A 25,360-nucleotide genomic window follows, 5' to 3' on the forward strand; every position below is an offset into this window, starting at 1 on the left:
TCAGGCGGTGGTGGCGTGGTCCGGCGCATACAGATGGCAGGCGACGCCACCATCCGGCACGCCGGTCCAGCCAGGTGATTCGACCGAACAACGCGGCATCGCCGACGGGCAGCGCGGATGGAAATGGCAGCCCGATGGCGGCGCGGCGGCCGATGGCAATTCGCCGACGATCCGCGGCAGCGCGCCGCGCAAGGCCGGGTCCGGCACCGGCGAGGCATCGCGCAGCATTCGCGCATAGGGGTGCATCGGCGCCGACAGCACGCGGTCCACCGGCCCCTGCTCCACGATGCGCCCGAGGTACATCACCGCCACCCGGTCGCAGAACCAGCGCACCACCGAAAGATCGTGGCTGACAAACAGGAATGACAGGCCACGCCGCCGTTGCAGGTCGCGCAGCAGCAGCAGCACCTGTGCCTGAACCGACACGTCCAGCGCGGAGACGGGTTCATCGGCGACGATCAATTCCGGTTCGACCGTCAGCGCCCGGGCGATGCCGATGCGCTGCCGCTGGCCGCCCGAAAATTCGTGCGGAAACTTGTCCAGTGCCGACGGGGGTAAGCCGACTTCTTCCAGCAACGCCGCCGCGCGGTCGCGCGCCGCGGCACCACGCGCGATGCCATGCAGGGTCAGCGGTTCGATCAGGGCCGAGCCGATGGTCTGCCGCGGATTCAGCGACGAATACGGATCCTGGAACACGATCTGCATTTTTCGCCGCAGCACGCGGAGATCGCCGCCGGACGCCGCCGTCACATCCTGCCCGCGATACAGCACGCGCCCGGAATCCGGTTCGATCAGCCGCAGCAGCGCCCGGGCGGCGGTGGATTTGCCGCAGCCGGATTCACCGACCAGGCCAAAGGCCTCGCCGGGGCGGATGTCGAAGGAAATACCGTCGACCGCGCGCACCGTGATGGTGCGCCGCTTGGGGAAGCCGCGCGTGACCGAAAAATGCTTGGACAGGTCTTTAACCTGTAGAAGGGCCTCGGTCATTCGCCGCGCAGTTTCGGATCAGTGGCGTCGCGCAATCCGTCGCCCACCATGTTGAGCCCCAATACCAGCAGCAGGATCGCGACACCCGGCGCGATGGCGAGCCAGGGGGCATCGAGAATGTTCTCGAACCCATCGCGCGTCATGCCGCCCCAGGTCGCGGTCGGCGGCTTCACGCCGAGCCCGATGAAGGACAGCGAAGCCTCGACGCGCACGGCGGTCGCGAGCCACAGGCTGACCATCACCATCACCTCCGGCAGGATGTTCGGTAGGATGTGGCGAAACAGCACGCGGGTGTGGGAAAAGCCGAGCGCGCGCCCGGCCTCGACAAAGGCGCGTTCCTTCAGCGCCAAGGTCGGCGCCCGCGCGATGCGGGCGAAGGGCGCGATGGCGGTCAGCGCGATGGCAAAGACCAGGTTGACCAGATCCGGCCCCAGCAAGGCCACGACGATCAGCCCCAAGATCAGGCTCGGGAAGGACAACAACACGTCCATCACCTGCATCACGAACAGATCGAACCGCCCGCCGATATAGCCCGACACCATGCCGATCGTGCCGCCCACCACCGCCGCCGCCGCGATGGCGCCGAGCGACACGGTCAGGCTGATCCGCGCCCCCCACAACAGCCGCGACAACACGTCGCGCCCGAACTGGTCGGTGCCGAGCAGGTATTCGCCGCCCGGCGGTTGCAGCCGGTCGATGATGTTCTGGTCGGTGGGATCGAAGGGCGCGATCCACGGCGCCAAGACCGCGCCCGCCAGGATCAGCAGGCAGATCAGCGCCCCGGCGAAGGTCGTCGGGTTCGCCAGCGCCTTCGAACCGGCGCGACGGAGTGCGGCGGCGCTCATGCCTTCACCCGCGGGTCGAGGACGCCATAGAGGAGGTCGGTGACCAGGTTCACCACCACGATCAGAAAGCAGTAGATGACCATCAGCCCCTGCAACATCGTGTAGTCACGCTGGTTCAGCGCGCCGACGATGATCTTGCCCAGACCGGGGCGGTTGAAGACGATCTCGGTCAGCACGCTATTGCCGATCAGAATGCCGACATAGAGCCCGACCACGGTGACGACGGGGATCGAGGCGTTGCGCAGGCCATGCACCCAGACCACGCGGCGCCAGGGCACCCCCTTGGCGCGGGCCGTGCGGATGTAGTCCTCGCCAAGGGATTGCAGCATCGCGCTGCGCGTCACGCGCGTGATGTAGGCGGCCATGACCAGGCCCAATGTCGCAGCGGGCAGCACGAGTTTATGCAGTCGGTCGATCGGGTCGGACAAATCCGCGTTGCCGATCACCGGGAATAACCGCCAGTGCAGCGAAAACGCCAGCAGCAGGAAGATGCCCGAGACAAAGACCGGAAACGACAGTCCAAGCAGCGACAGCAATCGTGCCGCCACGTCCACGGGGCCATTGCGGTTGAGTGCCGCGACGATGCCGGCGGGAATGCCGATCGCGATGCCCAGCACCATGGACGCCAAGGTCAGGTCCAGCGTGTGCGGCAGCACTGCTGAAACTTCCTCAAGGATCGGGCGCCCCGTGACCATGCTGCGCCCGAAATCACCGGTCATGCCGGCGATGATGAAGTCGAAATACTGCGTCCATAGTGGACGATCGAGGCCAAGCCGCGTGCGCAGCGCGGCCGCGGCCTCCGGCGTCGCCTGGTCGCCCAGGATCACCAGCGCCGGATCGCCCGGGATCACCCGCACGATCAGGAACACCAGCGTCAGCACCGCCAGCAAGGTGGGGAGCGCCGCCAAAATGCGGCGCAGGACGAATCCCAGCATCAGCGGAGCCGCGTCGTCTCCGTGATCAACGGACCCAGGCTCATGCTGCCACGCAGTTCGTAGCCGTAGTCGAGGTTGTCGCGACGGGCGAAGACCAGCAGCGTCTCGATCACCGGTACGCCGCAGACATTCTGCAGCAGCAGGCGCTGCGCCTCATGCCACAGGCGGATCTGCGAGGCCTGGTCGACCTCGACCCGGGCCGCGTCGATCTGCGCATCGGCCACGTTGCAATGGCTGAAGTTCGTCACGGCCGTGGGCGTCTGTACGATGCTGCGGCTGTGGAAGAACTGCGACAGGTAGATATCCGCGATCGGGAAGCGCGCCGCCGCGTAATAGACCAGCGGCGACAGGTTCTGGCGGATTTGCTGGTGGAAGGTCGCGTGTTCCACGACCTGCAGGTCGAGCGTGATGCCCGCGCGGCGCAACTGCGCCTGGATCACCTGCATGCCGCTCAGCATTTCCGGCAATTGCGTGTGGATGGCGCGGATGGTGATGCCATTCGGGTGGCCAGCCTCGGCCAGCAAGGCGCGGGCGCGGGCCAGGTCGAAGGGCAGCAAGCCATTGTCGGCGGTGAAGCCCAGGTAGCCACGCGGCACCAGGCTCTGCCCTTCACGGCTCACGTCCGGGCCGCGCCAGCGCACCATTTCCGGCCGGTTCACCGCATGGGCAAAGGCCTGGCGGATGCGGATGTCGTTGAAGGGCGGCATCGAGGTGTTGAGATTGAGGATCGTCAGCTCGCCCGGTTCGAACACGTCGACCACGGTGTTCGGCACCTGCTTCGTGCGGTTCACCCAGGCCTGGTCGGCGCGGCCGTAGTTCAGGTCGAGTTCCCGCGCCTGGAATGCCAGGTCGCGCGACGCGTCGGAGGGGATGAAGCGGTAGGAGATGCGCCCGATCTGCGGCGCACCGCGGAAATACCCCGCATGGGCCACGAGTTCCGCCGATTGATTCGGCGTCACGCGGTCCAACGCAAAAGGGCCGGTGCCGATCGGGTTGCGGCTGAAATCGGCACCGCGTTCCTCGACCGCGCGGCGGCTGACGATGTAGCCGCCGGCATAGGCGGTGACGAGGCCGAGCAGGCTCGGCACGTTTTCACGCAGGGTGATCCGCACCGTCAGCGGGTCCAGCGCCTCGACGCTCTGGAATGCGCGGAAATCGGCGGAGGAGGCGGAGGTCTGCGGGTTCGCCGCCTTGTTCAGGCTGAACACCACGTCATCGGCGGTCAGTTCGCCAAAGTTGCCGTGAAACTTTACGCCGGGCCGCAGGCGAAACGTCCAAACCTTGCCATCCGGGCTGCTTTCCCAGGATTGCGCGAGGTCGGGTTCGATCCCAGCCGGATCGATGGAACCGGGCTTGAAGCGCACCAGCCCGTTGAACATCCATGACACCAGCACGCGATCCGGCGTGCTGACGGCGAAATGCGGATCGATGCGGCCGATGTCCTGCGCCGCCATGCCGACGCGGAGCGTGGGACCCGTTTGGGCCTGGGCAAAACTTGCCATCAGCGCGAAGGCGCCCGCCATCAGGGCTGTCTTGAACCGCATCGCCATCTCTCCGTTCGTGGTCATTCCAACCGCGTCTTCCAAATATCGGCCTCTGGCGCATCCTGCCGTGCGAAACGGCCGATGTCGAAGCCTTCCAGCGCAACATCCGTGCGCCCGTCCAGAACCAACTCGCTGAGCACCGCGCCCACCACCGGGCCGAGCATGAAGCCATGCCCAGAAAAACCGAAGGCATGGAACAAGCCGGGCGTGGTGTGCGATGGCCCCATCACCGGCAAGGCGTCGGGCAGGCCGCCATCGATGCCGGTCCAGGACCGGATCACCATCGCGCCGGCCAGGTGCGGCAGGATCTCGATCGCGCGTTCCATGGCCGAGAACGTCGGCGCCGGCAGCGGGCGCGATGCCGGGATCGCCGGATCGCTCTCACCACGGCCGCCACCCAGTATGACGTTCCCGCGCGAGATCTGGCGCAGATACACATCGCCGCCGACCACGCCCAGGTTATGGGCGCAGAACAATGGCAGCGGTTCGGTCACCATCATGTTGGGGCTGAGCGGCGTGACGGGCACGACCTCGCCAAACTGCGCCGCGACCTCGCCACCCCAAAAGCCTGCGGTGTTCAGCAGGATCGGGGCGGTGAAGGTTTTCCCGCCCGCTTCCACGACGAACCCATCGCCGGCCCGCGTCATGCCGGTGACCGGGTGCCGTTCCAGCAAGGTCGCACCAGCCGCGCGCGCCGCCTTTGCAAAAGCCGGCGTCAGCAGGCGCGGATTGGCCGAGCCATCTTCTTCCAGCAGGCTGCCGGCGATGACGCTGTCGGAGAAATACGGATGGTCCGCGCGGATCGCGTTGCGGCCGATCATGCGCGGGACGATCCCGTATTCCGCCGCCATCGCGTTCCAGCGCAACAGGTCCTCTTCCTCGGTCGCGTTGCGTGCGAGTTTCAGATGGCCGGTCGCCTCAAACTCGGCATTGGTGCCGACCAGTGCTGCCATGTCGTCCCACATGCGACGGCCGCGGATGGCGAGCGGCAACTCGGCGGGGTGACGGCCCTGCTGGCGCACGCCGCCGTGGTTCACGCCGCTGGCCTGGCTGCCGACCAAGCCACGTTCCAACAGGATGACGCGCACGCCGCGACGGGCCAGGTGCAGCGCCGCCGAACACCCGGCGCCGCCGCCGCCCAGGATCAGCACATCGGCCGCGGTCGTCATGCGAGCGCCAACGGAATGGGTTTGACCGGCGGCTGTCCGCGCAGCCGGCCTACCTGTTCCACGCTGCATCCCAGGGCGCCTGCCAGCACCTCGGCCCCGGACGGGCCGCAGACGCGCCCCTGGCAGCGGCCCATGCCGATGCGGCTGAAGGCCTTGGCGCGGTTCACCTCGGGGGCCGCGCCCAGGGCCGATGCATCATCGGCGGCGGCACGCAATTCGCCGGCGGTGATGCTTTCGCAACGGCACAGGATCGTGTCGTCGGGCATGCTCCGGGCGAGATGCGCGGGGAAGGGAAAGGCCGCCTCCAGCGCCGCGCGAAAGCGCGCCTGATGGCGCAGGCGGCGGTCCAGCGCGTCGATGTCCTGCTGGTCAGTCGCCTGTCCGTGGTCCTGCAGCAGCGCCAGCGCCGCGCGCGCCCCCGCCAGTTCCGCGACATCGGCGCCGCCGATGCCGCTGCCATCCCCGGCCAGGTAGATGCCCGCCCGCGCGGTGCGCCCGGCGGCGTCGCGTTCGGGCACCCAATTGTGCTGCACCGCGTCGAAGCGGAACGGCACGCCGGCCAGATCGGCCAGTTGCGCCTCCGGTTTCAATCCCCAACCCAGGGCCACCGCGTCACAGGCGATGTCCTTGCCGTGCAGGCGCAATGACGCAACGGCGTCATCGCCCAGGATCGACACCGGCTCCGCGCCCTCAAAGATCGGAATCCCTTTCGCGCGCAGCCAGGCGACGTAGTAGAGGCCCTTCAGGAAGGTCGACGTGCTCCATAGCAACCTCGGCGTCGCGCGCAGTTTTGTCGCGAAGGGCGTGGTGTCCACGACGGCGACGACCTCCGCCCCTGCCTTGGCGTATTGCGCCGCAACCAGCCACAGCAGCGGCCCTGTGCCGACGAAGGCGACGCGACGCCCGATAGCGATCCCTTGCGTCTTCAGCGCCACCTGCGCGCCGCCCATCGTGGTCACGCCGGGCAGGGTCCAGCCGGGCAGGGGGATCACGCGGTCCATCGCCCCGGTGCAGAGGATGGCGGCGTCAAACGCCTCACTGCGCCGCGTCGTGCCGCGTTCCAGGGTATCGATCACCGCTTCGGTGCGGCGGATATTCCAGACCAGCGTGTCCGGGCGCCAGTCGCAGGCGGCGCGCAAGGCATCGGCCGTGGCGTGCAGATTTTCGGCGCGCGACGCCTCGAACCCATAAAGCGCGCGATGGTCACGCGAAAAGCCGGCGGGCGGGCGCTGGTAGATGCGGCCGCCGCTGGCGGGGCCTTCCTCGAGCCAGATCGGCCGGTGGCCGGCCCGCACCAGGCGTTCCACGGCGCGCACGCCGGCGGGGCCAGCACCGACGACGGCGATCTTCATCGGCGTGTCACCCGCATGCCGGGCTCGGCCAGGGTGGTGCAGGCGCGCTGCACGCCGCGACCCTCGACGACGATCCAGCAATCCTGGCAGGCGCCCATCAGGCAGAACCCGGCGCGGTGGCCGTCGCCGAATTCGCTGGTGCGCAGATGGTGCAGCCCGGCCGTCAGGATCGCGGTCAGCAAGGTGTCGCCCTGCTTGGCCGCGATGGGCGCGCCATCGACCTGCAAGGTGAGCGCCGGGCGATCCTGATCGAGCAGACGGACCGGAGTCACGGCATCGGCTCCTTAGGCATGTGCAAGGTGGCAGCGCACCGCATGCCCCTCGGCAATCGGGCGCAGCGCCTGTGGCGCGTCGCAGGCTGGGACATGCATCGGGCAGCGATCGGCAAAGCGGCAGCCGGGCGGCATCGCATCCAGCGCCGGCACGCGGCCCGGAATCGCGGCGAGTTCCTGGTCCACCAGATCCAGCCGCGGGATCGCCGCGAAGAGCGCCCGCGTATAGGGATGCGCGGGTGCGGCAAAAATGGCTTCGACGGTGGCTTCCTCGACCACCTGGCCGGCGTACATCACCGCGACCCGGTCGGCGATCTGCGCGACGACGCCCATGTTGTGGGTGATGAAGACCACCGCCATGTCGTGACGCTGCTTCAGGTCGTTCAGCAACCCCAGTACCTGCGCCTGGATCGTCACATCCAATGCCGTCGTCGGCTCATCCGCCAGCAGCACCGCGGGGTCGCAGGCCAGGGCGATGGCGATCATCACGCGCTGCCGCATGCCGCCCGAGAACTGGTGCGGATACTCACGCAGCCGTTGTGCGGCCGAGGGAATCTTCACTTCCTCGAACAACTGCAGCGCACGGGCCATGGCTTCGCTGCGGGATATGCCGCGATGCACGCGCAGGACCTCGGCCACCTGGTCGCCCACGGTCATCACCGGATTCAGCGATGTCATGGGTTCCTGGAAGATCATGCCGATGCGATCGCCGCGCAGCTTCTCCTTCTGCTTTTCCGGCAGATGCGCGATGTCGACGCCATCCAGCATGATCTGCCCGGCGGCGACGCGCCCGCCCGGCGGCTGCACCAGCCCCATGATCGACAGCGCCGTGACGCTCTTGCCGCAGCCGCTTTCGCCGACGACGGCCAGGGTCTGGTTGCGCTGCACCGTCAGCGACACGCCATCCACCGCAGCGCGCCAATGGCCGTTGATGCGGAATTCCGTGCGCAGGCCAATAACGTCGAGCGCCGCCTGGGTCATGCTGCCCTCGCCGTTGTGTGGAAGCGTGTTTGGGTGAAGGCCGCGATGGGCATGTTGGTCGCCCCGCGCGCCATCAGTTCCGCGACCGCCGCACCGGCTGCCGGGGCGAGTTGGAAGCCGTGGCCGGAATACCCAAAAGAATGGAACAACCCAGGCAAGGTGGTGCTTTCCCCGATCACCGGGATCTGGTCGGGTGGCATCGCCTCGATCCCGCACCAGGACCGGACCATCCGGACGCCCTTCATGCGCGGGAACAATTCGGTCGCGACGCGCGCGGCATTGGCCAGGTTGCGGAAGTCCACGATGCTCGTCTCGGTGACCAGGTTGTTGCGCCCCTGGTGGCCGCCGCCGATCACGACGCTGCCGGCGGCCGTCTGCTTGAACGACAGCGCGCGTGAGGCAGAACCCACCGTCGGCGCGCAGAAGTGCGCGACGCGCTCGGTGACGATCATCATGCTGGCCTTGGCGATGCCGGGCATCTCCTCGCCGGCCAGCCGTGCCAGACCCGGCGCCCAGGCCCCGGCGCAATTGGCGACGCGATCGGCCTCCATCGGGCCACGATCGGTGTCGACGACCAGCCCGCCGCCCGGGGCAGGGGCGATGCCATGCACGGCGATGCCCTCGATCAGCGTCGCGCCCGCCCGCAGCACCGCGCCGCGAAAGGCCATGACCGTGCGCATCGGGTCGGCCGCGCCGTCATCGCGCGTGACCAGCGCGCCGACCGCATGCGGCGCGATGGCCGGCACCAGGCGGCGCAATTCGGCGGCGTCCACGACTTCCTCGTGCTGCCAGCCCAGGTCGCGCACCTGCTTGGCACGGGCTTCGATCTTGACCATGTCGGCGGCGGATTCCGCGACCTTCACCTGGCCGGTGGCGACAAAGCCGCAACCATCGCCGACCAGGGCGGTGATGTTGGCCCACATGTCCGCCGCGATCACCGACAGCGCGATTTCCCGCACATCGCGTCCCAGGCGGCGCACGCCCCCTGCATTGATGCCGGACGAATGCCGCCCGGCATGCCGGCGCTCCAGCACCGTCACATCCCAGCCGGCGCGCGCCAGATGCAGCGCCGTGGACAGCCCGTGCAACCCGGCGCCGATGATGATCGCCCTGTTCATCCGTGCAGCGCCGCAAGTTCGCCCAGGGTCAGCGGTTTGGTCGGAAAGCGCGTGCGGAAGGGTTCGACCGCATCGCCCGCGACGCCGCGCGCCGCCGCGATCGCGCCATGCACCGCCGGGCCGCAGACCCGGCCCTGGCAGGCACCCATGCCCGCACGGCAAAACGCCTTGACCTGGTTGGCGCCGAGGCAGCCCAGCGCCACAGCCTCCCGCACCCTTCCGGCCGACACTTCCTCGCACCGGCACAGGATGGTGGTATCCGCGACAGCGCCGAAGGGACGCGGCGGAAACAGCGCGTCGAGCAACGGGCGGATCGCCAAGTGCCGCCCGCGCGCCAGGCGGGTGGGATTGGCCAGCGCGTCGCGCTGATGCTCGGTCATGCGGCCCAACTGCCTGGCCGCGTCCAGCGCCGCCAAGGTGCCGGACAGCGCCGCCGCCACGGCGCCGCCGATGCCGCCGCTATCTCCGGCGACCATGACGCCGGGAATGCTGGTATTGCCCCAGGCGTCCAGCACCGGGCGCCAGGAACCCTCGGCCCATTCATGGCGACAGCCCTGGATCGCACGGGTGACCTGGGTATTGGGCACCACGCCATCATGCAGCAGCAGCAGGTCTGCGGGCCTGCGCTGGCCGTCGAAACGGACCGCCTCCAGGCGATCGCGCCCCTCGGCCGCGACATCCCGCGCGGAGAACACCGGCACGCCCGCGCGTTTCACGCTGCGCTGCCACAGCAACCCGCGTGCGATGTAGTCGGCGCCACGCACAACCGCCGGCAGGTGGCGCATCGCACGCCCCACCAGCCCGGGCGGCGCCAGGTCGATGATGCCGGCGATCCGTCCGCCCTTCTTCAGCGCCTGCACCGCATAAAGCCACATCAGCGGCCCCTGTCCCGCCATCCAGACCTGGCCATCGGGCACCAGCGCCGAGGTTTTCAACGCGATCTGCGCCGCCCCCACGCCCATCACGCCGGGCAGGGTCCAGCCCGGGATCGGCAGCGGCCGTTCCGTGGCACCCGTCGCCAGCATCAGCCGGCCGGGTGTCGCCGATTGTGCGGCGCCATGCTCGCTCCAGAACACGCGGGGCCCGTCCTCGACCGCCCAGAGCACCGCGCCGTGCCTGACCTCGGCGCCACAAGCGGCGAAACCGGCGAGCAGCGCCTTGCCCTGCCGTTCCTGCGCATCGGCCGCTTCGCGCCGGTCCAGCGCGCGAAACACCTGGCCGCCGGGCGCCGGATTCTCGTCCAGCAGCAGCACCGACAGGCCCTGGCCACGCGCCGCGATCGCCGCCGCCATCCCGGCGGGGCCGGCGCCGACGATCAGCACATCCGGTGTCATGCCGCATCATCCAGGTCGCGCGCGCCATGCTGCGGTGCGGCACGCAGGCCGGCATGCACCGTCACCATGCAGGCCTGCACATTCGCCTCGCCATCCACCTGCACCAGGCAATCGAAACAGGCGCCCATCAGGCACAGAGGCCCGCGCGCCGTACCCGATACCGCCGTGTCGCGGAAATGCGTGATACCGGCGGCCAGCAAGGCGACGGCCAGCGGCTCCCCGGCCCGCGCCGGCAGCGCCGCGCCATCCCAGGTGATCATGCAATCGGTCGGTTCAGTGCGCCGGAACATGCGCGTCCTTCTCGTCAAAGCGGCGCGGGTGCAGCGGCGCCAATTCATCGGGCAATCGCCCGGCCAGGATCCCGGCCGCCAGCGGCCCCGCATGCACGGCAGCCAGGGTCACCGCCGAATGGCAGACGGCGACGAAGGCCCCCGGATAGACCGCACTCTCGGCATAGGCGGGAAAGCCATCCGGCGTCATCGGCCGCAACGCGCCCCAGGTCCTGACGATATTCGCCCGCGCCAATGCCGGGATCACGCGAATTGCGCGCGCCGCCATGGTGGCGAGGTTTTCCGCGCGGGTGATGGGGGCATAGCTGCCGTCGTCCTCGCTGGTGACGCCGATCTGGATGGTGCCGTTGGTGGTCTGGCGCAGCGCGCTGGCCGGCAGCGGCAGGATCGGAGCCAGGCGCTCGGTCACGATGTTCTGGCCGCGCACCGGGCGCACCGGCACGTTCAATCCGATCTGCGCCGCCAATGCCGGCGTGCCCAAGCCGCTCGCCACGACGATCCGGCGGGCGTGGATGGCGCTGCCATCGGCGCGCTGGATGCAAAAACCCTGGTCCTCGGCGATGATGCGCGTGACCGGGGCGCCATTCAGCATGGCCGCCCCCGCGGCCAGCAGCCCCGCCTTGAAGCCGCGCAGCAAGGTCAGCGGATCGGCATGCCCATCGGCCGGCTGGAAGCTGGCGCCGATGACCTCCGGCCCCAGCGGGCAGCCGGGCATCAGGTCGCGCAGTGCCTGGCGATCCAGGATACGCACGCCGTCGAACCCCTGGTTGTGCTGGCGCAGCACCTGTTCCCGTCGCGCCGAAAGTTCCGCTTCGCCCAGGCAGAACACCAGCCCACCGGCGGCGCGATAGCCGACATCGCGGCCCGCGAGGCCGGACATGCGTTCCGCCAGATCGCTCCAGCCCGCCAGGCTGCGCCGCGTCCAGGCGGCATAGGCGGGCATGCTGTCGCCTTTGCCCTGGCTCCAGACCAGGCCAAAATTGCCGCGCGCCGCACGCAGCGCGACATCGCCCTCATCCAGCACCGCCACGCGCGCGCCGCCGGCCGCACAGCCATACGCGATCGCCGATCCGAGCATTCCCCCGCCCAGCACGGCAACATCATAGCGGTCAGTCTGCTGCATCATGATTTGCCAGCATGGGGCAGGGTGCGCGAGGCTACAATCCACCATTGTCCGGGGTCATCGCCATGCGTCGCCTGATGTTGCTTCTTTTGCTTGGTTTGGCATCACCCGTTGCCGCGCAGACGCTGCGCGTGGGGGTCGCCGGCCAGGATGCCGGCAGCCTGGACCCGCATCGCGCGACCTCGACGCAGGACAAAGGCACCGTCGGCTGGATGTATGACGGCATGGTGCGCTTCCCGCCGGGATCGGCCGATCCCGCGAAGCTGGAACCCGACTTGGCGTCCAGCTTCACGGTCTCCGCCGATGGGCTGACCTTCGACTTCACCTTGCGCCCCGGCGTGTTGTTCCACGACGGCCAGCCGCTGACGGCCGAGGATGTCGCCTTCAGCCTGCGTCGCGCGGCCGATCCGCAACGCTCGGCTTTCGCCGCCGACTACCGCGTGATCGAAACGATCGAGGTCGTGGGACCGCTGCAATTGCGCGTAAAGCTGCGCACGCTGGTGCCTGGCGCGCTGGGGATGTTCGCGAATTACCATGGCGGCATGGTCGTCTCCCGCCAGGCCGATACCGGCGCACAGCCGCCGGGCACCGGGCCGTTCCGGCTGGAGCGTGTCGGCGCCGGCAGCGGGCGGCTGCTGGCCAACGACACTTATTTCCGCGGTCGCCCCGCGCTGCGGGCGATCGACGTGCGCTTCATCACATCGGACCAGACGCGCGAACTGGCCTTCGTCGCCGGCGAACTCGACCTGATCTATGGGCGACGCGAACAGCGTTGGGTTGAGCGGATGCGCGCGGTGCCGAATGTCGTGGTCGAAGTCTTCGGCCCGGGCGAATTCCGCACCTTGCTGATCAACGCGAACGTGCCGCCGCTGAATGACCCGCGGTTGCGCCGGGCGATCCAGTATGCGGTGGACCCGGTGGCGATCGCGCGCTTCGTCGGCACCGATGTCGCGACCGTGTGGCCAAGCCCGGTGCCACCCGGCTACCTCGGCTCGACCGACGACGTGCCGCGCTTCAACGCCGACCCGGCCCGCGCCCGCGCGCTGCTGGTGGAGGCCGGGCACCCCAACGGGCTTGCCCTGCGCGCCGTCGTCTCGAACATCTCGGCACAGCAGCCGATCATGGAAGTGATCCAGGCGCAGTTGCGCCGCGCCAATATCCGGCTGGACATGTCGGTCGTCGAACACACGACCTACCACCAGCAGATCCGCCAGGACCTGTCGCAACTCACCTTCTACGGCGCCGCCCGTTACCCGGTCGCGGATAGCTACCTGACGCAGTTCTACCACAGCGCCAGCAGCCCGGGGCGCCCGACGACAAGCCTGAACTTCGCCCATTGCTCGGCCGCCGATGCCGAGATCGATGCCGCGCGGCAGGAGGCGAATGCGCCGGCGCAACTGGCGCTTTGGGCCACGGCGCAGCGCAAGGTGCTGGAGGCTGGGTGCAGCGTGCCGCTGTTCGACCTGCGCCAGGTCTGGGTGCGCCGGTCGAACCTCGACCTCGGCTACCGGTTGGAAGGGGCCCTGAACCTGGCCCCGCCGATCACGGAGGCGACGCGCCTTCGATGATGGCGCCCGCGTCGCGCGCGCCGTCGAGCAGGAAACTGGCGAAGGCCTGCGCGAGGCAGGCGTTCAGCCGGTCCACCTCCTGCGTCCGGGTCGCGCGCGACGCACGTTCCACATCGACCGAGCCGGCATCGGCCCAGGACTGCATCAGGTCGTAGCGGCGAAACAGCGGCGCGCCATGGGCGGCGGAGGCGACGCGCAACGTCTCCCGATAGGGCTCGATATCGGCATTGGCGCGCAGGAAGCGGCTGAACTGCAAATCGACCAGCACGGCATCGAGGAAGGGCCTGGCCTTCAGCCGGGTCAGCCCGCGGGCCAGGGCATCGGCCAGTTCGGCGACTTCAAAGCCGCGCATCGCCTCGGTGGCGGCGGCCTGCCAGATGACGACATTGGGCTGGACCTGGCGGATGGCGTCGCGGATCAGCGCCAGTTGGTCGGTCGCGGTCAGCCCGCGCCCGCCCATGACGGCGACGGTGACGGCCTTGCCCGGCAGCCGCGCCAGAAGCTCCGCCTCCAGCCGCACCGGCCAGGCGGCGGCGGGGCTGGAGGTGCCCAACCCCAGGATGGAGGCGGATCCGACCGCCAGCACCCGCAAGGTGCCGCTGGTGATGCCGGCCGCGACCCCGGGCAACGGCCCGCTGTCGATCAGTTCGGGGGGGCTGACGCAGTCGGTCGCCGCGGCGGCGGGCGCGCCCCACAGCAATGGCATCAGAAGGGGCAGCATCAGGAGCTGGCGCATGATCAAGGGGTATCCGCGAGTGTCGTCGGGGACAAGGCAGGTTTCGTCACAATGCGCTGATTTTCGGCTCGTTTTTCAGCGCCGTACCATGCTGTGAGAATACCGACCGCCACCAGCGCCACGGCGCCGGCCAGGTTCACCGCGACCTGCATCGCCAACCGGTCCGATTGTTCCAGGGCCAGGCGGCCCATGAAGCTGAAGGCGATGCCGGCGCAGAACACCGGCAGCGCCTGCTGGCCCATCACCACCATGGGCTTGGCCCAGCCGGCGCGCAGCCAGGCGGCGTCGGGCGGCACCGCATGCGCGAACAGGTAGGTCAGGGCCAGGATGGAGGCGAGCCGCATCGGGTGCAGCGAGGTCTTGTCGATGGTGGCGAGAAAGCCCGCGACCGCTTCCGGCAATGTCGCCTGCGCCCAATCCCAGCGAAAATACAGCAGCACCACCGCCGCGAAGCCCGCCGCGAGCAGCAGCCCGCACAAAAACCCGAGCCAGGGGCGCCAGGGGATCGACATCGGCACACCCCCCGGCGGCCGGTAGCCGATGGCGCAGCCGCAGAAGAACAGCAATTGCCAGGCGAGCGGGTTGAAGAACCAGCCGCCACCACCCCAGGCCGGCAGGCTCAGCGGCCATTCCCGCGCCACCACATACAGCGCCAGCGACAGAACCAGCATCACCCAGGCATGCCGCAGCAGCGGCAAGGCGGCCGCGAACATCGCCAGCAACACGATATACAGCGGCAGGATGTTCAGGAACGACGGCTGGTAGCGCAGCAGCAAGGCTTCGAGCAGCGCCCGATAGGCATTGTCGGCGAAGGGATCGAGGTGCAACTCGTCCAGATAGGCCATGCTGTCCAGCGCCGCGGCCGAATAGCCGACCTGGGCGGTGAAGACGACCAACAGGAAGATGTGCGCCACATACAGCGTGAAGACGCGCCCGATCACGCGACTGGCGGCATAGGGCCAGCCCTGGCGGTCCATCAGCCGCCCATAGGCCAGCCCCGCCGCGTAGCCGGCCAGCAGCACGAAGGCCTCGGTCGCATCCGACAGCGACCAGTTCCGGGGCGTGACGTAGCCGACCCAGTTCCCCGGGACATGGTTCACGAAAATGGCCCAGAGCGCGAAACCCCGGCACAGATCGGCGCGCAGGTCGCGCCCTTGGCGGATAAACCCGTCCATGTGCATGGTCCCCCGACACCCCATATCTGCCGAGACTTGGCCATGGCGCAACCCGACCCGGATGCCCTTTTGAAAAGCGGCACGCAACGCCACGCAGCCGGCGACCTGCCCGGGGCGGTGGCGCAGTATCGCGCGGCCTTGCAGGCGCGGCCTGGCGATCCGAACGCGCTGAACCTGTTGGGGGTTGCCGCGCGCCAGCAGGGCGACGTGGCCCTGGCCCTGCGCTTCGCCGATGCGGCGGTCCGCGCCCGGCCGGAGAGCGCGGTCTTCCTGGCCAATTTCGGCGCGACCCTGGCCGAGGCGGGGCAGTTGCCGGCCGCGGTCAAATTCCTGCAAGCGGCCCTGCGCCGCGCCCCGCGCGATGCGGTGGCCTGGCGCAACCTGGGCCAGGCCCTGGCGGCGCAGGGGGACGCGGCCGGCGCCGTGGAACCATTGACCCGCGCCATCGCCCTGGCCCCGCGCGCCGCCGAACCGCGACTGGCCCTGGCCCATGCGCGGCGGGAAGCCGGCGATGCCGAGGGCGCCCGCCAGGCCGCGACCGAAGCGCTGGCCCGCGCCGGGCGCGACGCCGGCATGGCCGCCCAGGCGCGCTTCCTCCTGGCGGCCCTCGGCGCGGGGGAGGCGCCGGACCGCGCCCCGGCCGCCTATGTGCGCGGGCTGTTCGACCAATACGCCGGGCGCTTCGACGCCGATCTGGAAGGCAACCTCGGCTACCGCACGCCATCCCTGCTGGCGGCGGCCCTGGCGGCGGCGGGCGTTACCCCGGCGCGGGCGCTGCGCGTGCTCGACCTGGGCTGCGGCACCGGTCTGTCCGGGCTGGTACTGGCACCCTTTGCCGCGCGTATGGAGGGTGTGGACCTGTCGCCGCGCATGCTGGCGCTGGCCGAGGCGCGGGGCCTCTACGCCGCCTTGCATGCTGCCGACCTGCTGGCCTTCCTGCCCCCGCAGGCCGGCGGGTGGGATCTGGTGGCCGCGGTCGATGTGTTGAACTACCTGGGCGACCTCGGCCCCGCGCTGCAACAGATCGCGGTGGCCTTGGTGCCGGGCGGCATCGCGGCGTTCAGTATCGAGACCGGCGACGTGGCACCCTTCGCCCTGGGTGAAGGCATGCGCTACCGCCACGCGCCGGCGCATGTCGCGGCCCTGGCGGCCGCCGCGGGTTTTTCTGTGCTGATCCAGCAGGATGCGGTGCTGCGTGAGGAGAAGGGTGTGCCCGTCGCCGGCACGCTCTTCGTGTTGCGGCGGTAGGTCACAACGCGCGGGCGATGCGGACCACATCCTCGGCGGCGGCGCATCCGGGGTGGCGCACCAGCAACCCCGTCTGGTGCCGGATGGCGTCCGGGACCTTGGTATCCGCCCGCACGATCCCCGCCAGCGGCAGGTCGCGGCGCAAAAAATTGCGCGCGGCGGCGGCCAGGGCGGCGTGGGTGCGTTCACCGCCCCGCACATCGACGGCGCGGTTGACGACCAGCCGCACATCCAGCCCCGGCGCATCCCGCCAGGCGAGTTTCATCGCGGCATAGGCATCGGTCAGGCTGGTCGGCTCATCGGTCGCCAGCACCAGCAGCACATCCGCCGCAGCCGACAGCCGGCGCGGCGTCGCATCCAGCCCGGCGCCGCAATCCAGCACCACATCATCATGCCCGATCGCGGCCTGCCGCAGGATCGCCAGCATCGGCGCGGGATCGACGGCGGCCAGCGCCCCGCTGCCGCTGGACCCGGCCAGGACCGCCACGCCCCCCGCTTCGACCAGCGCCGCATCCAGCGCCAGCCGCCCGACAAAGACATCGGCCAGGCCATGCGGCGGATTCAGCCCGAGTTGCACATCGACATTCGCCAACCCCAGGTCGCCATCGACCAGCACCACCCGCCGCCCCTGCCGCGCCAGGGCCTGGGACAGGGTGATGGCGAACCAGGTCTTGCCCACGCCCCCCTTGCCGGAGGCGATGGCGATCACGCGGCCAGCGGGGATGGGAAGCGGGATCATGCGGCGGCCTTGCAGCGGGGGTCGGGCAGCCGCAGCCGTGCGGCCAGCCAGTCGGGGGTCAGGGGCGTCAAGCCATCGGCGGCACCGGTGCCGATGCCGGCCTGGTCGAGTGCCAGGGGCGCTGCCTCGGCCGCCGTCAGCCAGCCTGACCAGCGGCGCACCGCATCAAGCCGCGTCGGCACCATCCAGCGTGCGCCGATGGCATGGGCGGCACGGGCGATGTCCGCACCCTCCTGCGCATCCAGTCCCGCCGGCAGCACGAGGGCCACATCGGCCTCCGCAATGCGGCGCAGCGATACCAGGCGTTCGGCGGCGGCCAGGTCCAGCAGGTCAGCGCCGGCGGTGTCGATCAGAACGGGTTGGTCCGGAGCGCGATTGGCCAGGGCGCGGGCCAGCGCGGCGGGTGTTCCCGCTACGACCAAGCCCAGGCCCAGCACGCGCGCAAAAGCGTCCAACTGCGCGACCGCCCCAGCCTTTTCCGCATCGGCCGCGATCAGAAGGGGGCGTGCGCCGGCCATGGTCAGCCGCGCGGCGAGCTTGGCGAGTGTCAGCGTCTTGCCCGCCCCATACGGCCCCAGCAGAAGCAGCGGCCGCGAAATACCATCGGGCAGGGCCGCGAAGCGCAGCCGGGACGCGGTCGCCGGCGGCGGCGGTTCCAGCGCCGCCGTCACCTCGACCCCGCCGGTCACGCGGGCGGACCCGAGGATGACGGCGTCCTCGCCCATCTCCTCCCGGATCATCGCCATCGCGATGGCCATGCGCGACGCGCGAAAGGTTTTCAGCCGCATGGGCTGACCTTGATCCTGCCGGCGTTACGGGGGGATGAAGACGGCAAGCGGCTAGATCGTGCCAACGGTGCGGATACGCGCACGCGGATGGATTTCCGTCTGTGCCAGAACCGATGTCGCGGGCCGGAAGCGTTCGACAATGGCGCGCACATGACCACGAATGCTGGCGCTGCACACCAGCACCGGATGTTCGCCGTTGCGCGCCGCCGTGTCGAAGGCTTCCTTCACCGCCTGCATGAAGCCATGCAGTTGCGACGGCGCCATCGCCAGTTGCCGGTCTTCCCCCGTGCCCAGCATCGATTCGGCGAAGGACGCTTCCCATTCCGGCGACAGCGCCAGCAGCGGCACATAGCCGTTTGTGCCGCGCGCGGCATCGCTGATCTGCCGCGCCAGGCGTGCCCGCACGGTGGCGGTCATGGCCGCCAGGCCGCGCGCGCCGGACGCGACCGATTCCTGCATGCCTTCCAGGATCGTCGGCAGGTCGCGCACCGACACACGCTCGGCCAGCAACGCCTGCAACACCCGCTGGACGCCGCCCACCGTCACCTGCGACGGGATCAGATCCTGCACGATCTTCTGGTGCTCGCGCGGCATCTCATCGAGCAGTTTTTGCGTCTCCGCATAGGAGAGCAGCTCGGCCATGTTTTCGCGCACGATCTCGGTCAGATGCGTCGCCAGCACGCCCGCGGAATCGACCACCGTGAAGCCGCGCGCGAGGGCTTCCTCACGCCGCACTTCCTCGATCCACAGGGCAGGAAGGCCAAAAGTCGGTTCCTGGCAGCGTTCGCCGGGGAGGTCGGGCGCATTGCCGCTGGGGTCGATCGCTAGGACCAGGGGAGGGCGCAGGCGGCCCCGCGCGGCCTCGATTTCCTTCACCTTCAGCGCGTAATGGTCGGGCGGCAGTTCCAGATTGTCCTGGATCCGGACGGAAGGCAGGACAAACCCCATCTCGGCCGCGATGGTGCGGCGCAGGGCCTTGATCTGTTCCGACAAGCGCGGTGCATCGCCGGCGGCCAGTGACAACAGCCCATAGCCAAGTTCAAGCCGCAGCGGATCGGTCCGCAAGGTGTCGGAGATCGGTGCTTCATACGGCGGTGGCGGCGGCGGTTCCTCCACCCGCGCGGCTTCGGCCACGGCACGCTTCGCGGCGACAGACCCCGCCGCGGCCATGCCGGCGATGGCCAGGAAGGGAAGCATCGGCATGCCCGGCAGCAGCGCCATCAACACAGACGCGCCGGCCGCCAGCATCAACGGTTTCTCGCCACCGCCCAATTGCGCGACCAGCACCTTGTCCGCTGTGCCATCGGTGCCGCCCTTGGTCACCACGATGCCGGCGGCGATCGACACCAGCAGTGACGGGATCTGCGACACCAGCCCATCGCCGATGGTCAGCACGGAAAAGGTCGTGATCGCATCGCCGAATGGCAGCCCGTGGCGGAACACGCCGATGCCGATGCCAAACACCAGGTTGATCGCGGTCGTGATGACCGAGGCAATGGCATCGCCCCGCACGAATTTCGCGGCACCATCCATGCTGCCGAAGAAGGCGCTTTCCTCCTCCAGATCCTTGCGACGACGGCGCGCCTCATCCTCCTGGATCATCCCGGCCGAAAGATCGGCGTCGATCGCCATCTGCTTGCCCGGCATGGCGTCGAGGCTGAAGCGCGCGGCGACTTCGGCGATGCGCCCGGACCCCTTGGTCACCACCATGAAGTTCACGATCAGCAGGATCGCGAAGACGATCATGCCGACCAACACATCGCCGCCCATCAGGAACCCGCCAAAGGCCGCGACGACGTGCCCCGCGGCCGTCGGTCCCTCATGCCCCTGGGTCAGGATCGCGCGCGTGGTCGCGACATTCAGCGCCAGGCGCAGCAAGGTGGAGAGCAACAGGATCGTGGGGAAGGACGTGAACTCAAGCGGTCGCTTCAGGAACAGCGCCACCATCAGCACCAGCACCGCCAAGGTGAAGGACACCGCCAGCCCCGCATCCAGCAACACGCCAGGCAGCGGCACCACCAGCATCACGACCAGCGCGATGACACCCAGCGCCAGCCCGACGTCGCTGCCGGGCATCGAACGCGAAAGCCAGACAGGTAGCGCGATCGTCCCCATGCCGGATCAGAACCCCGCGGGCAGGGGCGCGAAGGGACCCTGTCCCGGCACCGGCGGCACGGCCATCCCGGCGGCGCGGTATTCGTGCAATTTGTTGCGCAAGGTGCGGATCGAGATGCCGAGGATCTCCGCCGCCCGTGTCCGATTGCCGAGGCAATGGCCCAGGGTTTCCAAAATCAACTCGCGTTCGACGGCCTCCACCGTGCGCCCGACCAGCGCAGTGACGGGCGGCGGTGCCGCAGTCGGTTGCGGCGCAGCCACACCAACCGGCGCGGGGGCTTCGATGGCGCCCAGCAGTTCGATGGCGTCCGGGCCTATCTCATCATCCTCGGCCAGCAGCACGGCGCGATGCACCGCGTTCTCCAACTCCCGCACATTGCCTGGCCAGGGATGCGTCAGCAGCGCCGCGCGGACCTGCGGCGCGAAGGGGCGGCGCGGCAGGCCATTGGCATCGGCGTAGCGGAGGGAAAAATGCTCGGCCAAGGGCAGGATGTCGCCGCGTCGTTCGCGTAAGGGCGGGATGCGCAGCGCGATGACGTTCAGCCGGAAATACAGGTCTTCGCGGAACCGCCCGGCCGCGACTTCGGCCGCCAGGTTGCGATGCGACGCGCAGAGGATTCGGACGTCGATTTTAACCGGCGCTTGGCCGCCCAGGCGATCGACTTCGCGTTCCTGAATCGCGCGCAATAGTTTCGCTTGCAGGCGCGGGTCCATTTCCCCGATCTCGTCCAGCAGCAGCGTGCCGTGTTCAGCCTGTTCGAACTTGCCGCGACGGGCCGCGACCGCGCCGGTGAAGGCGCCCTTTTCGTGCCCAAACAACTCGCTTTCCAGCAAGGCTTCCGGCAACGCCGCGCAGTTCAGCGCGACGAAGGGCCCACGCGCGCGCTTGCTGTGGCTGTGGATGTAGCGCGCCAGCACCTCCTTTCCCGTGCCGCTTTCACCGCCAATCAGGATGGATGCCTCGGCGCGCGCGATCGTCGCGGCCTTGGCGAGCAGGGCCACCATCAGCGGATCGGCGTGGATCGGCGCGTCGGACTCGCCGGCCGCCGCCGCCAGCATTGCCGCGATCAGATCGGCATCGGGCGGCAGAGGCAGGAATTCCTTGGCGCCGGCAGCGATCGCCGCGACCGCAGCATCGGAATCATCATCCGTACCGCAGCAGACCACCGGGCAGACGATGCGTTCGGCCGCCAGGGATTGCACAAGCCACGGCACATCATGCCGCAGGTCGCACAGGATCAGGTCCGCGCCTTCGGCCCGCAAGATGGTCAGCCCGGCAGTAACGCCCTCGGCATGGCGCAGCCGGGCGCCGCGCGCGGTCGCGATGCGGGCGGCAATGCCGAGTTCGGCCTCCAGCCCGCCAATGATCAGCAGCCGAGTCACAGCCCGCGATCCGACTTCACGATTTCCGTCATCGTCACACCCAGGCGGTTGTCCTCCACCATCACCACCTCACCACGCGCGATCAGCCGATTGTTGACGTAGATGTCGACGGCTTCGCCAAGTTTGCGGTCCAGTTCCACCACCGCGCCGCGACCCAGTTTCAGCAACTGGCTGACCTGCATGGTGGCGCGGCCGAGCACCGCGCTGACCTGCACGGGAATGTCATAGACCGCCTCCAGGTCGCGGTTCGCGGAGGGGGCTGCGCGCTGGGTCTCCGCCGCATTCTCCACGGGTTGGAAGCCATCGGTACCGCTCATGCTGCGCTCTCCTCGTGATCGGTCAGACCGAAGGCCATCAGAACCTCGTCAATGGCGGCGCGCCGCTGCGCCAAGACGCTTTCCAGCGCGCCGCCATCCCAAACCAGCCGGGCATCGCCCGGTGCCATCGCGGCGTCGCCCTCGACCTGCAACGCGATGCCGCGCGCCGTCAGAAGCGCCGCGACCTCCTCCGCCAGCGGCGCCGCCACCAGGCAGCGGGCCACGCGTCCGGGCGACAGCATCGCCACCATCGCCGCTGCCGCACGCGCCGCCTGGCCCGGCGCATCGCGCGCGGCGGCATAGGGCAGGGCGACATCGACGGCACGCGACAGCAGCCGGGCAACCGCCGTCGCATCGGCCTCGACCTGCGCGGCGGTGCCGGTGGCGAGGTCGGCCAACCCCGCCTGAACGACGGCCATCGTGGCGGCCATATGCGCCGCGGTGTCCTCGCGCGCGGCGGCCAGCCCGGCCGCATGCCCCGCGGCGAAGCCCGACTCCCGCGCCGAATGCCGCACCTCCTCCAGCAAGGCGTCCAGGTCGAAGGCGTCCGGGTCCACCACGGGCGCGGGCGGCGGCACCGGCTGGGCCAGGTCGGGCAGCGGCATCCCCAGGCGCAGGCTTGCCGTCGCGCGCGCCACGGGCCGCGCGCTGCCAAGTGTCAAACTCGCAAAACCATCCATCTCAGGCCACCATCTCGTCACGACCCTCGGTCAACTTGATCTGCCCTTGCGCGGCCAGGTCCTTGGCCGCGACGACGATCGCCGCCTGCGCCTCGTCCACGTCCTTCAACCGCACGGGGCCAAGGGCCGCGATGTCGTCACGCAGCATTTTCCCGGCGCGTTCGCTCATGTTCTTCAGGAACAGGTCCTTCAGATCCTGGCTGGCCCCCTTCAGCGCGACGATCAGCCGTTCCTTTTCCACCGCGCGCAGCAGGACCTGGATCCCCGCGGCATCGAGCCGTTGCAGATCGTCGAAGGTGAACATCAACCCGCGGATGCGATCGGCGGAATCGCGATTGCGTTCCTCCAGCGCGCCCATGATCCGCGTCTCGGCCTGGCGGTCGAGGTTGTTGAAGATCTCGGCCATGACCTCATGCGAATCCCGCCGGCTGCTGCGGGCCAGGTTCGACATAAACTCCATCTTCAAGGTGCGCTCGACGCCTTCCAGTGCTTCCTTCTGGACGTTCTCCATGCGCAGCATCCGCATGACGACTTCCATGGCGAAGGATTCCGGCAGCAGGGCCAATACGCGCGCCGCATGATCCGGCTTCACCTTGGACAAGACCACCGCGACGGTCTGCGGGTATTCGTTCTTCAGGTAGTTCGCGAGCACGGCCTCGCTGACGTTGCCGAGCTTCTCCCACATCGTGCGTCCGGCGGGGCCACGGATTTCCTCCATGATCTGGTTGACGCGATCCTTGGGCAGGGAGCGCATCAGCATGCGTTCGGTCGTGTCGTAGGATCCGACCAGCGATCCGGCCGCACCCAGGCGTTCGGCGAATTCCTGGCACAGGGCCTCGACCGTCGTGGCCTCGACCGCGCCCAGGCTGGCCATCGCCTGGGACAGGTCGCGGATCTCATCCTCATGCAGGCGTGACAGCAGCATCGTCGAATGCTCGTCGCCCAGCGCCAGGATCAGGGCCGCGGCTTTCTGCGGTCCGCTCATGCGCCCGTTGCTCATGTGGTCTGCTCCGCCTGCAACCAGGATCGGATGACGCCAAGCGCCTCATCCGGGTGGGCGTCCAGCAGGCGCGCCATTTTCGCCAGGGATGACGCCCGCATCTGCCCCGCGATGTTCGCGACCTGCACCATCGCGTCGTCCTCGGCCTGTGCGTCGCCCGATGGGTTGGCGCCTGGCAGCAAGGTCACGCCGTCGGGGCCGGTGACGGCGCCGACCGGCCCCGCACCGGCCACGCCCGCCCTGCCGCCGCCAGGCCCTTCCAGCGCGCCACGCGGCGCCAGGCTGGCCGTCAGCTTGCTCATCACCGGCCGCGCGACCAGCAGCAGGGCGACCAATGCCACGACAGCGAAGACACCGGTTTCGATCAGCCGCGCCATGGTCGCCGGCGAAAAGGACAGCCCGAGGAAGCCCGCCGGTTCATCGGCCCCCGCGCCGCCCGGCTCGACGAAGCGCAGCGAGACCACTTCCGTGCGGTCGCCGCGCCGTTCGTCGAAGCCCACGGCGCTGCGCACCAGCGACGTCAGGCGCTGCAACTCCTCGGCATTGCGTTCGCGAAAGGCCGGGGTGCCGCCGGTCTGCGGCTCCCAGACCCCATCGACCAGCACCGCGACGGAGAGCCTGCGCACCACCGGGTGTTCACGCTGGGTGTTCCGCGTCACGCGACCGATCTCGTAGTTGGTGGTTTCCTCCGAACGGCTTTCCTGGGACTGCGTGCCGCCGCCCGGGGCTTCACCCGCCGGCAATTGGGTGGCGACCGAAACCGCGCCGCCTTCACCGCTGCGGTTCTGTTCTGTCACGCTCTGCACGCTGCGCGGCACGTGGTTCTCGGCGTCGAAGCGTTCCTCGACCGTTTGGCTGCGGTCGAAATCCATCTCCGCCGAGACCTCCGCCCGCACGCGGCCCGGGCCAAGGCTGCGTTCCAGCATTTCCTCGACCCCGCGTGCCAGCCGCATCTCGAGCGCGCGGCGCACTTCCTCCTGGTTCGCCGCGCCGGCTGGTCCATTCAACGCCTGGCCACCGCGCGCCAACAATTCGCCACGACTGTCCACGATCGACACGCTTTGTGATCGCAGCCCGGGCACGGCCATGGACACCAGGTGCAGCACCGCCTGCACACCCTCGCGATCCAGCCGCTGCGATCCCTGCATGGTCAGGACCACGCTCGCCTGCGCCTCACCCCGTTCGCGCGAAAAGGGTTCGCGGCGCGGCAGCACCAGATGCACACGGGCCGCGCGAACCCCGGCAAGGCCACGGATCGTGCGCGACAATTCGCCTTCCAGCGCGCGCAGGCGGTTCACGTCCTGCTGGAACGGTGTGGTGGTCAGGCTTTCGCCGCGATCGAAGATCTCGTAGCCGACGCTGCCGCCGGCCGGCATGCCTTCGCGCGCCAGGGTCAGCCGCAGCCGTGCGACCTGTTCCTCCGGCGCCCAGATCTGGCTGCCGCCGGCCGCCAGCCGATAGGGCACGCGCTGGCGTTCCAGCGCCGCCACCACCAGGCCGGCGTCACGCGCATCCAGTTCGGCATAGAGCAACGCCATCGGCGGCTGCCCGGCACGCAATCCGAACCAGACGACCAGGCCCAGCACCCCGGCACCGACCAGCGCCATGACGCCCAGGCGCAGCGCACCCAGCCCCCGCAATTGCGCCAACAGCGCGGTCAC

The 25,360-nt window shown here is 69.3% G+C and carries 24 protein-coding genes; 2 read left to right on the forward strand and 22 right to left on the reverse strand.

What is annotated here, in order from left to right:
• From ACQW02_RS01000 to ACQW02_RS01055, 12 genes are read right to left on the reverse strand one after another with little or no spacing between them, the layout of a single operon-like run.
• Positions 1-987 (reverse strand): ABC transporter ATP-binding protein, encoded by a 987-nt coding sequence (locus ACQW02_RS01000; RefSeq protein WP_431283415.1) that lies wholly within the window; start codon positions 985-987, stop codon positions 1-3.
• Complete coding sequence (locus ACQW02_RS01005; protein ID WP_431283416.1) at positions 984-1,832, reverse strand: ABC transporter permease; 849 nt, start codon at positions 1,830-1,832, stop codon at positions 984-986. The genes ACQW02_RS01000 and ACQW02_RS01005 overlap by 4 nt, the downstream gene beginning before the upstream one ends.
• Positions 1,829-2,767 carry an ABC transporter permease gene (locus tag ACQW02_RS01010; RefSeq protein WP_431283417.1) on the reverse strand — a complete coding sequence of 313 codons (939 nt, stop codon included), beginning with the start codon at positions 2,765-2,767 and terminating at the stop codon, positions 1,829-1,831. The genes ACQW02_RS01005 and ACQW02_RS01010 overlap by 4 nt, the downstream gene beginning before the upstream one ends.
• On the reverse strand, positions 2,767-4,335 hold the full coding sequence (locus ACQW02_RS01015; protein ID WP_431283418.1) for an ABC transporter substrate-binding protein: 1,569 nt from the start codon (positions 4,333-4,335) through the stop codon (positions 2,767-2,769). Before ACQW02_RS01015 ends, ACQW02_RS01010 begins: the two co-directional genes overlap by 1 nt.
• A complete protein-coding gene (locus tag ACQW02_RS01020; protein ID WP_431283419.1) occupies positions 4,332-5,480 on the reverse strand; it encodes an NAD(P)/FAD-dependent oxidoreductase in 1,149 nt (382 codons plus the stop codon). Before ACQW02_RS01020 ends, ACQW02_RS01015 begins: the two co-directional genes overlap by 4 nt.
• A complete protein-coding gene (locus tag ACQW02_RS01025; protein ID WP_431283420.1) occupies positions 5,477-6,832 on the reverse strand; it encodes an FAD-dependent oxidoreductase in 1,356 nt (451 codons plus the stop codon). The genes ACQW02_RS01020 and ACQW02_RS01025 overlap by 4 nt, the downstream gene beginning before the upstream one ends.
• Complete coding sequence (locus ACQW02_RS01030) at positions 6,829-7,104, reverse strand: (2Fe-2S)-binding protein (RefSeq protein WP_431283421.1); 276 nt, start codon at positions 7,102-7,104, stop codon at positions 6,829-6,831. The genes ACQW02_RS01025 and ACQW02_RS01030 overlap by 4 nt, the downstream gene beginning before the upstream one ends.
• A 12-nt stretch (positions 7,105-7,116) precedes the next feature.
• Positions 7,117-8,085 carry an ABC transporter ATP-binding protein gene (locus ACQW02_RS01035; RefSeq protein WP_431283422.1) on the reverse strand — a complete coding sequence of 323 codons (969 nt, stop codon included), beginning with the start codon at positions 8,083-8,085 and terminating at the stop codon, positions 7,117-7,119.
• Positions 8,082-9,203 (reverse strand): NAD(P)/FAD-dependent oxidoreductase, encoded by a 1,122-nt coding sequence (locus tag ACQW02_RS01040; protein ID WP_431283423.1) that lies wholly within the window; start codon positions 9,201-9,203, stop codon positions 8,082-8,084. The genes ACQW02_RS01035 and ACQW02_RS01040 overlap by 4 nt, the downstream gene beginning before the upstream one ends.
• A complete protein-coding gene (locus ACQW02_RS01045; protein WP_431283424.1) occupies positions 9,200-10,537 on the reverse strand; it encodes an NAD(P)/FAD-dependent oxidoreductase in 1,338 nt (445 codons plus the stop codon). Before ACQW02_RS01045 ends, ACQW02_RS01040 begins: the two co-directional genes overlap by 4 nt.
• Positions 10,534-10,827: a (2Fe-2S)-binding protein gene (locus ACQW02_RS01050; protein ID WP_431283425.1), complete on the reverse strand. Its 294-nt coding sequence runs from the start codon at positions 10,825-10,827 to the stop codon at positions 10,534-10,536. Before ACQW02_RS01050 ends, ACQW02_RS01045 begins: the two co-directional genes overlap by 4 nt.
• On the reverse strand, positions 10,811-11,953 hold the full coding sequence (locus tag ACQW02_RS01055; RefSeq protein ID WP_431283426.1) for an NAD(P)/FAD-dependent oxidoreductase: 1,143 nt from the start codon (positions 11,951-11,953) through the stop codon (positions 10,811-10,813). The genes ACQW02_RS01050 and ACQW02_RS01055 overlap by 17 nt, the downstream gene beginning before the upstream one ends.
• 74 nt (positions 11,954-12,027) lie before the next feature.
• Between ACQW02_RS01055 and ACQW02_RS01060 the strand changes: the two genes are divergently transcribed.
• Positions 12,028-13,518: an ABC transporter substrate-binding protein gene (locus ACQW02_RS01060; RefSeq protein ID WP_431283427.1), complete on the forward strand. Its 1,491-nt coding sequence runs from the start codon at positions 12,028-12,030 to the stop codon at positions 13,516-13,518.
• Here the strand turns inward: ACQW02_RS01060 and ACQW02_RS01065 are convergent.
• Entirely contained in the window at positions 13,493-14,254 is a 762-nt protein-coding gene (locus ACQW02_RS01065) for an SGNH/GDSL hydrolase family protein (RefSeq protein ID WP_431283428.1), read from the reverse strand. The genes ACQW02_RS01060 and ACQW02_RS01065 overlap by 26 nt on opposite strands.
• Before the next feature lie 2 nt (positions 14,255-14,256).
• The gene (locus ACQW02_RS01070; RefSeq protein WP_431283429.1) at positions 14,257-15,429 is read right to left on the reverse strand and encodes an OpgC family protein; all 1,173 of its coding nucleotides are present in this window, start codon (positions 15,427-15,429) and stop codon (positions 14,257-14,259) included.
• 42 nt (positions 15,430-15,471) lie between these two features.
• On the opposite strand from ACQW02_RS01070, the gene ACQW02_RS01075 reads away from it, so the two are divergent.
• Positions 15,472-16,677 carry a methyltransferase domain-containing protein gene (locus ACQW02_RS01075; protein WP_431283430.1) on the forward strand — a complete coding sequence of 402 codons (1,206 nt, stop codon included), beginning with the start codon at positions 15,472-15,474 and terminating at the stop codon, positions 16,675-16,677.
• A 1-nt stretch (position 16,678) separates the two neighbouring features.
• Here ACQW02_RS01075 and ACQW02_RS01080 read toward each other — a convergent pair whose 3' ends face one another.
• Genes ACQW02_RS01080 through fliF form a run of 8 tightly spaced genes read right to left on the reverse strand, consistent with a single transcriptional unit; the run spans position 16,679 to position 25,360 of the window.
• Positions 16,679-17,416 (reverse strand): AAA family ATPase, encoded by a 738-nt coding sequence (locus tag ACQW02_RS01080; protein ID WP_431283431.1) that lies wholly within the window; start codon positions 17,414-17,416, stop codon positions 16,679-16,681.
• Positions 17,413-18,204 carry a hypothetical protein gene (locus tag ACQW02_RS01085; RefSeq protein ID WP_431283432.1) on the reverse strand — a complete coding sequence of 264 codons (792 nt, stop codon included), beginning with the start codon at positions 18,202-18,204 and terminating at the stop codon, positions 17,413-17,415. Before ACQW02_RS01085 ends, ACQW02_RS01080 begins: the two co-directional genes overlap by 4 nt.
• Before the next feature lie 51 nt (positions 18,205-18,255).
• Positions 18,256-20,280, reverse strand: coding sequence for a flagellar biosynthesis protein FlhA (gene flhA / locus ACQW02_RS01090; RefSeq protein WP_431283433.1), 2,025 nt, complete (start codon positions 20,278-20,280; stop codon positions 18,256-18,258).
• Positions 20,281-20,325: 45 nt separating this feature from the next.
• Complete coding sequence (locus tag ACQW02_RS01095; protein ID WP_431283434.1) at positions 20,326-21,702, reverse strand: sigma-54 interaction domain-containing protein; 1,377 nt, start codon at positions 21,700-21,702, stop codon at positions 20,326-20,328.
• The gene (gene fliN, locus ACQW02_RS01100) at positions 21,699-22,019 is read right to left on the reverse strand and encodes a flagellar motor switch protein FliN (RefSeq protein ID WP_431283435.1); all 321 of its coding nucleotides are present in this window, start codon (positions 22,017-22,019) and stop codon (positions 21,699-21,701) included. Before fliN ends, ACQW02_RS01095 begins: the two co-directional genes overlap by 4 nt.
• A complete protein-coding gene (locus tag ACQW02_RS01105; RefSeq protein ID WP_431283436.1) occupies positions 22,016-22,681 on the reverse strand; it encodes a hypothetical protein in 666 nt (221 codons plus the stop codon). The genes fliN and ACQW02_RS01105 overlap by 4 nt, the downstream gene beginning before the upstream one ends.
• A gap of 19 nt (positions 22,682-22,700) precedes the next feature.
• Complete coding sequence (gene fliG, locus ACQW02_RS01110; RefSeq protein WP_431283437.1) at positions 22,701-23,699, reverse strand: flagellar motor switch protein FliG; 999 nt, start codon at positions 23,697-23,699, stop codon at positions 22,701-22,703.
• Positions 23,696-25,360: a flagellar basal-body MS-ring/collar protein FliF gene (gene fliF, locus ACQW02_RS01115; RefSeq protein ID WP_431283438.1), complete on the reverse strand. Its 1,665-nt coding sequence runs from the start codon at positions 25,358-25,360 to the stop codon at positions 23,696-23,698. Before fliF ends, fliG begins: the two co-directional genes overlap by 4 nt.

Origin of the sequence: Humitalea sp. 24SJ18S-53, from assembly GCF_050632385.1 — a bacterium.
Lineage (GTDB): Bacteria > Pseudomonadota > Alphaproteobacteria > Acetobacterales > Acetobacteraceae > Humitalea.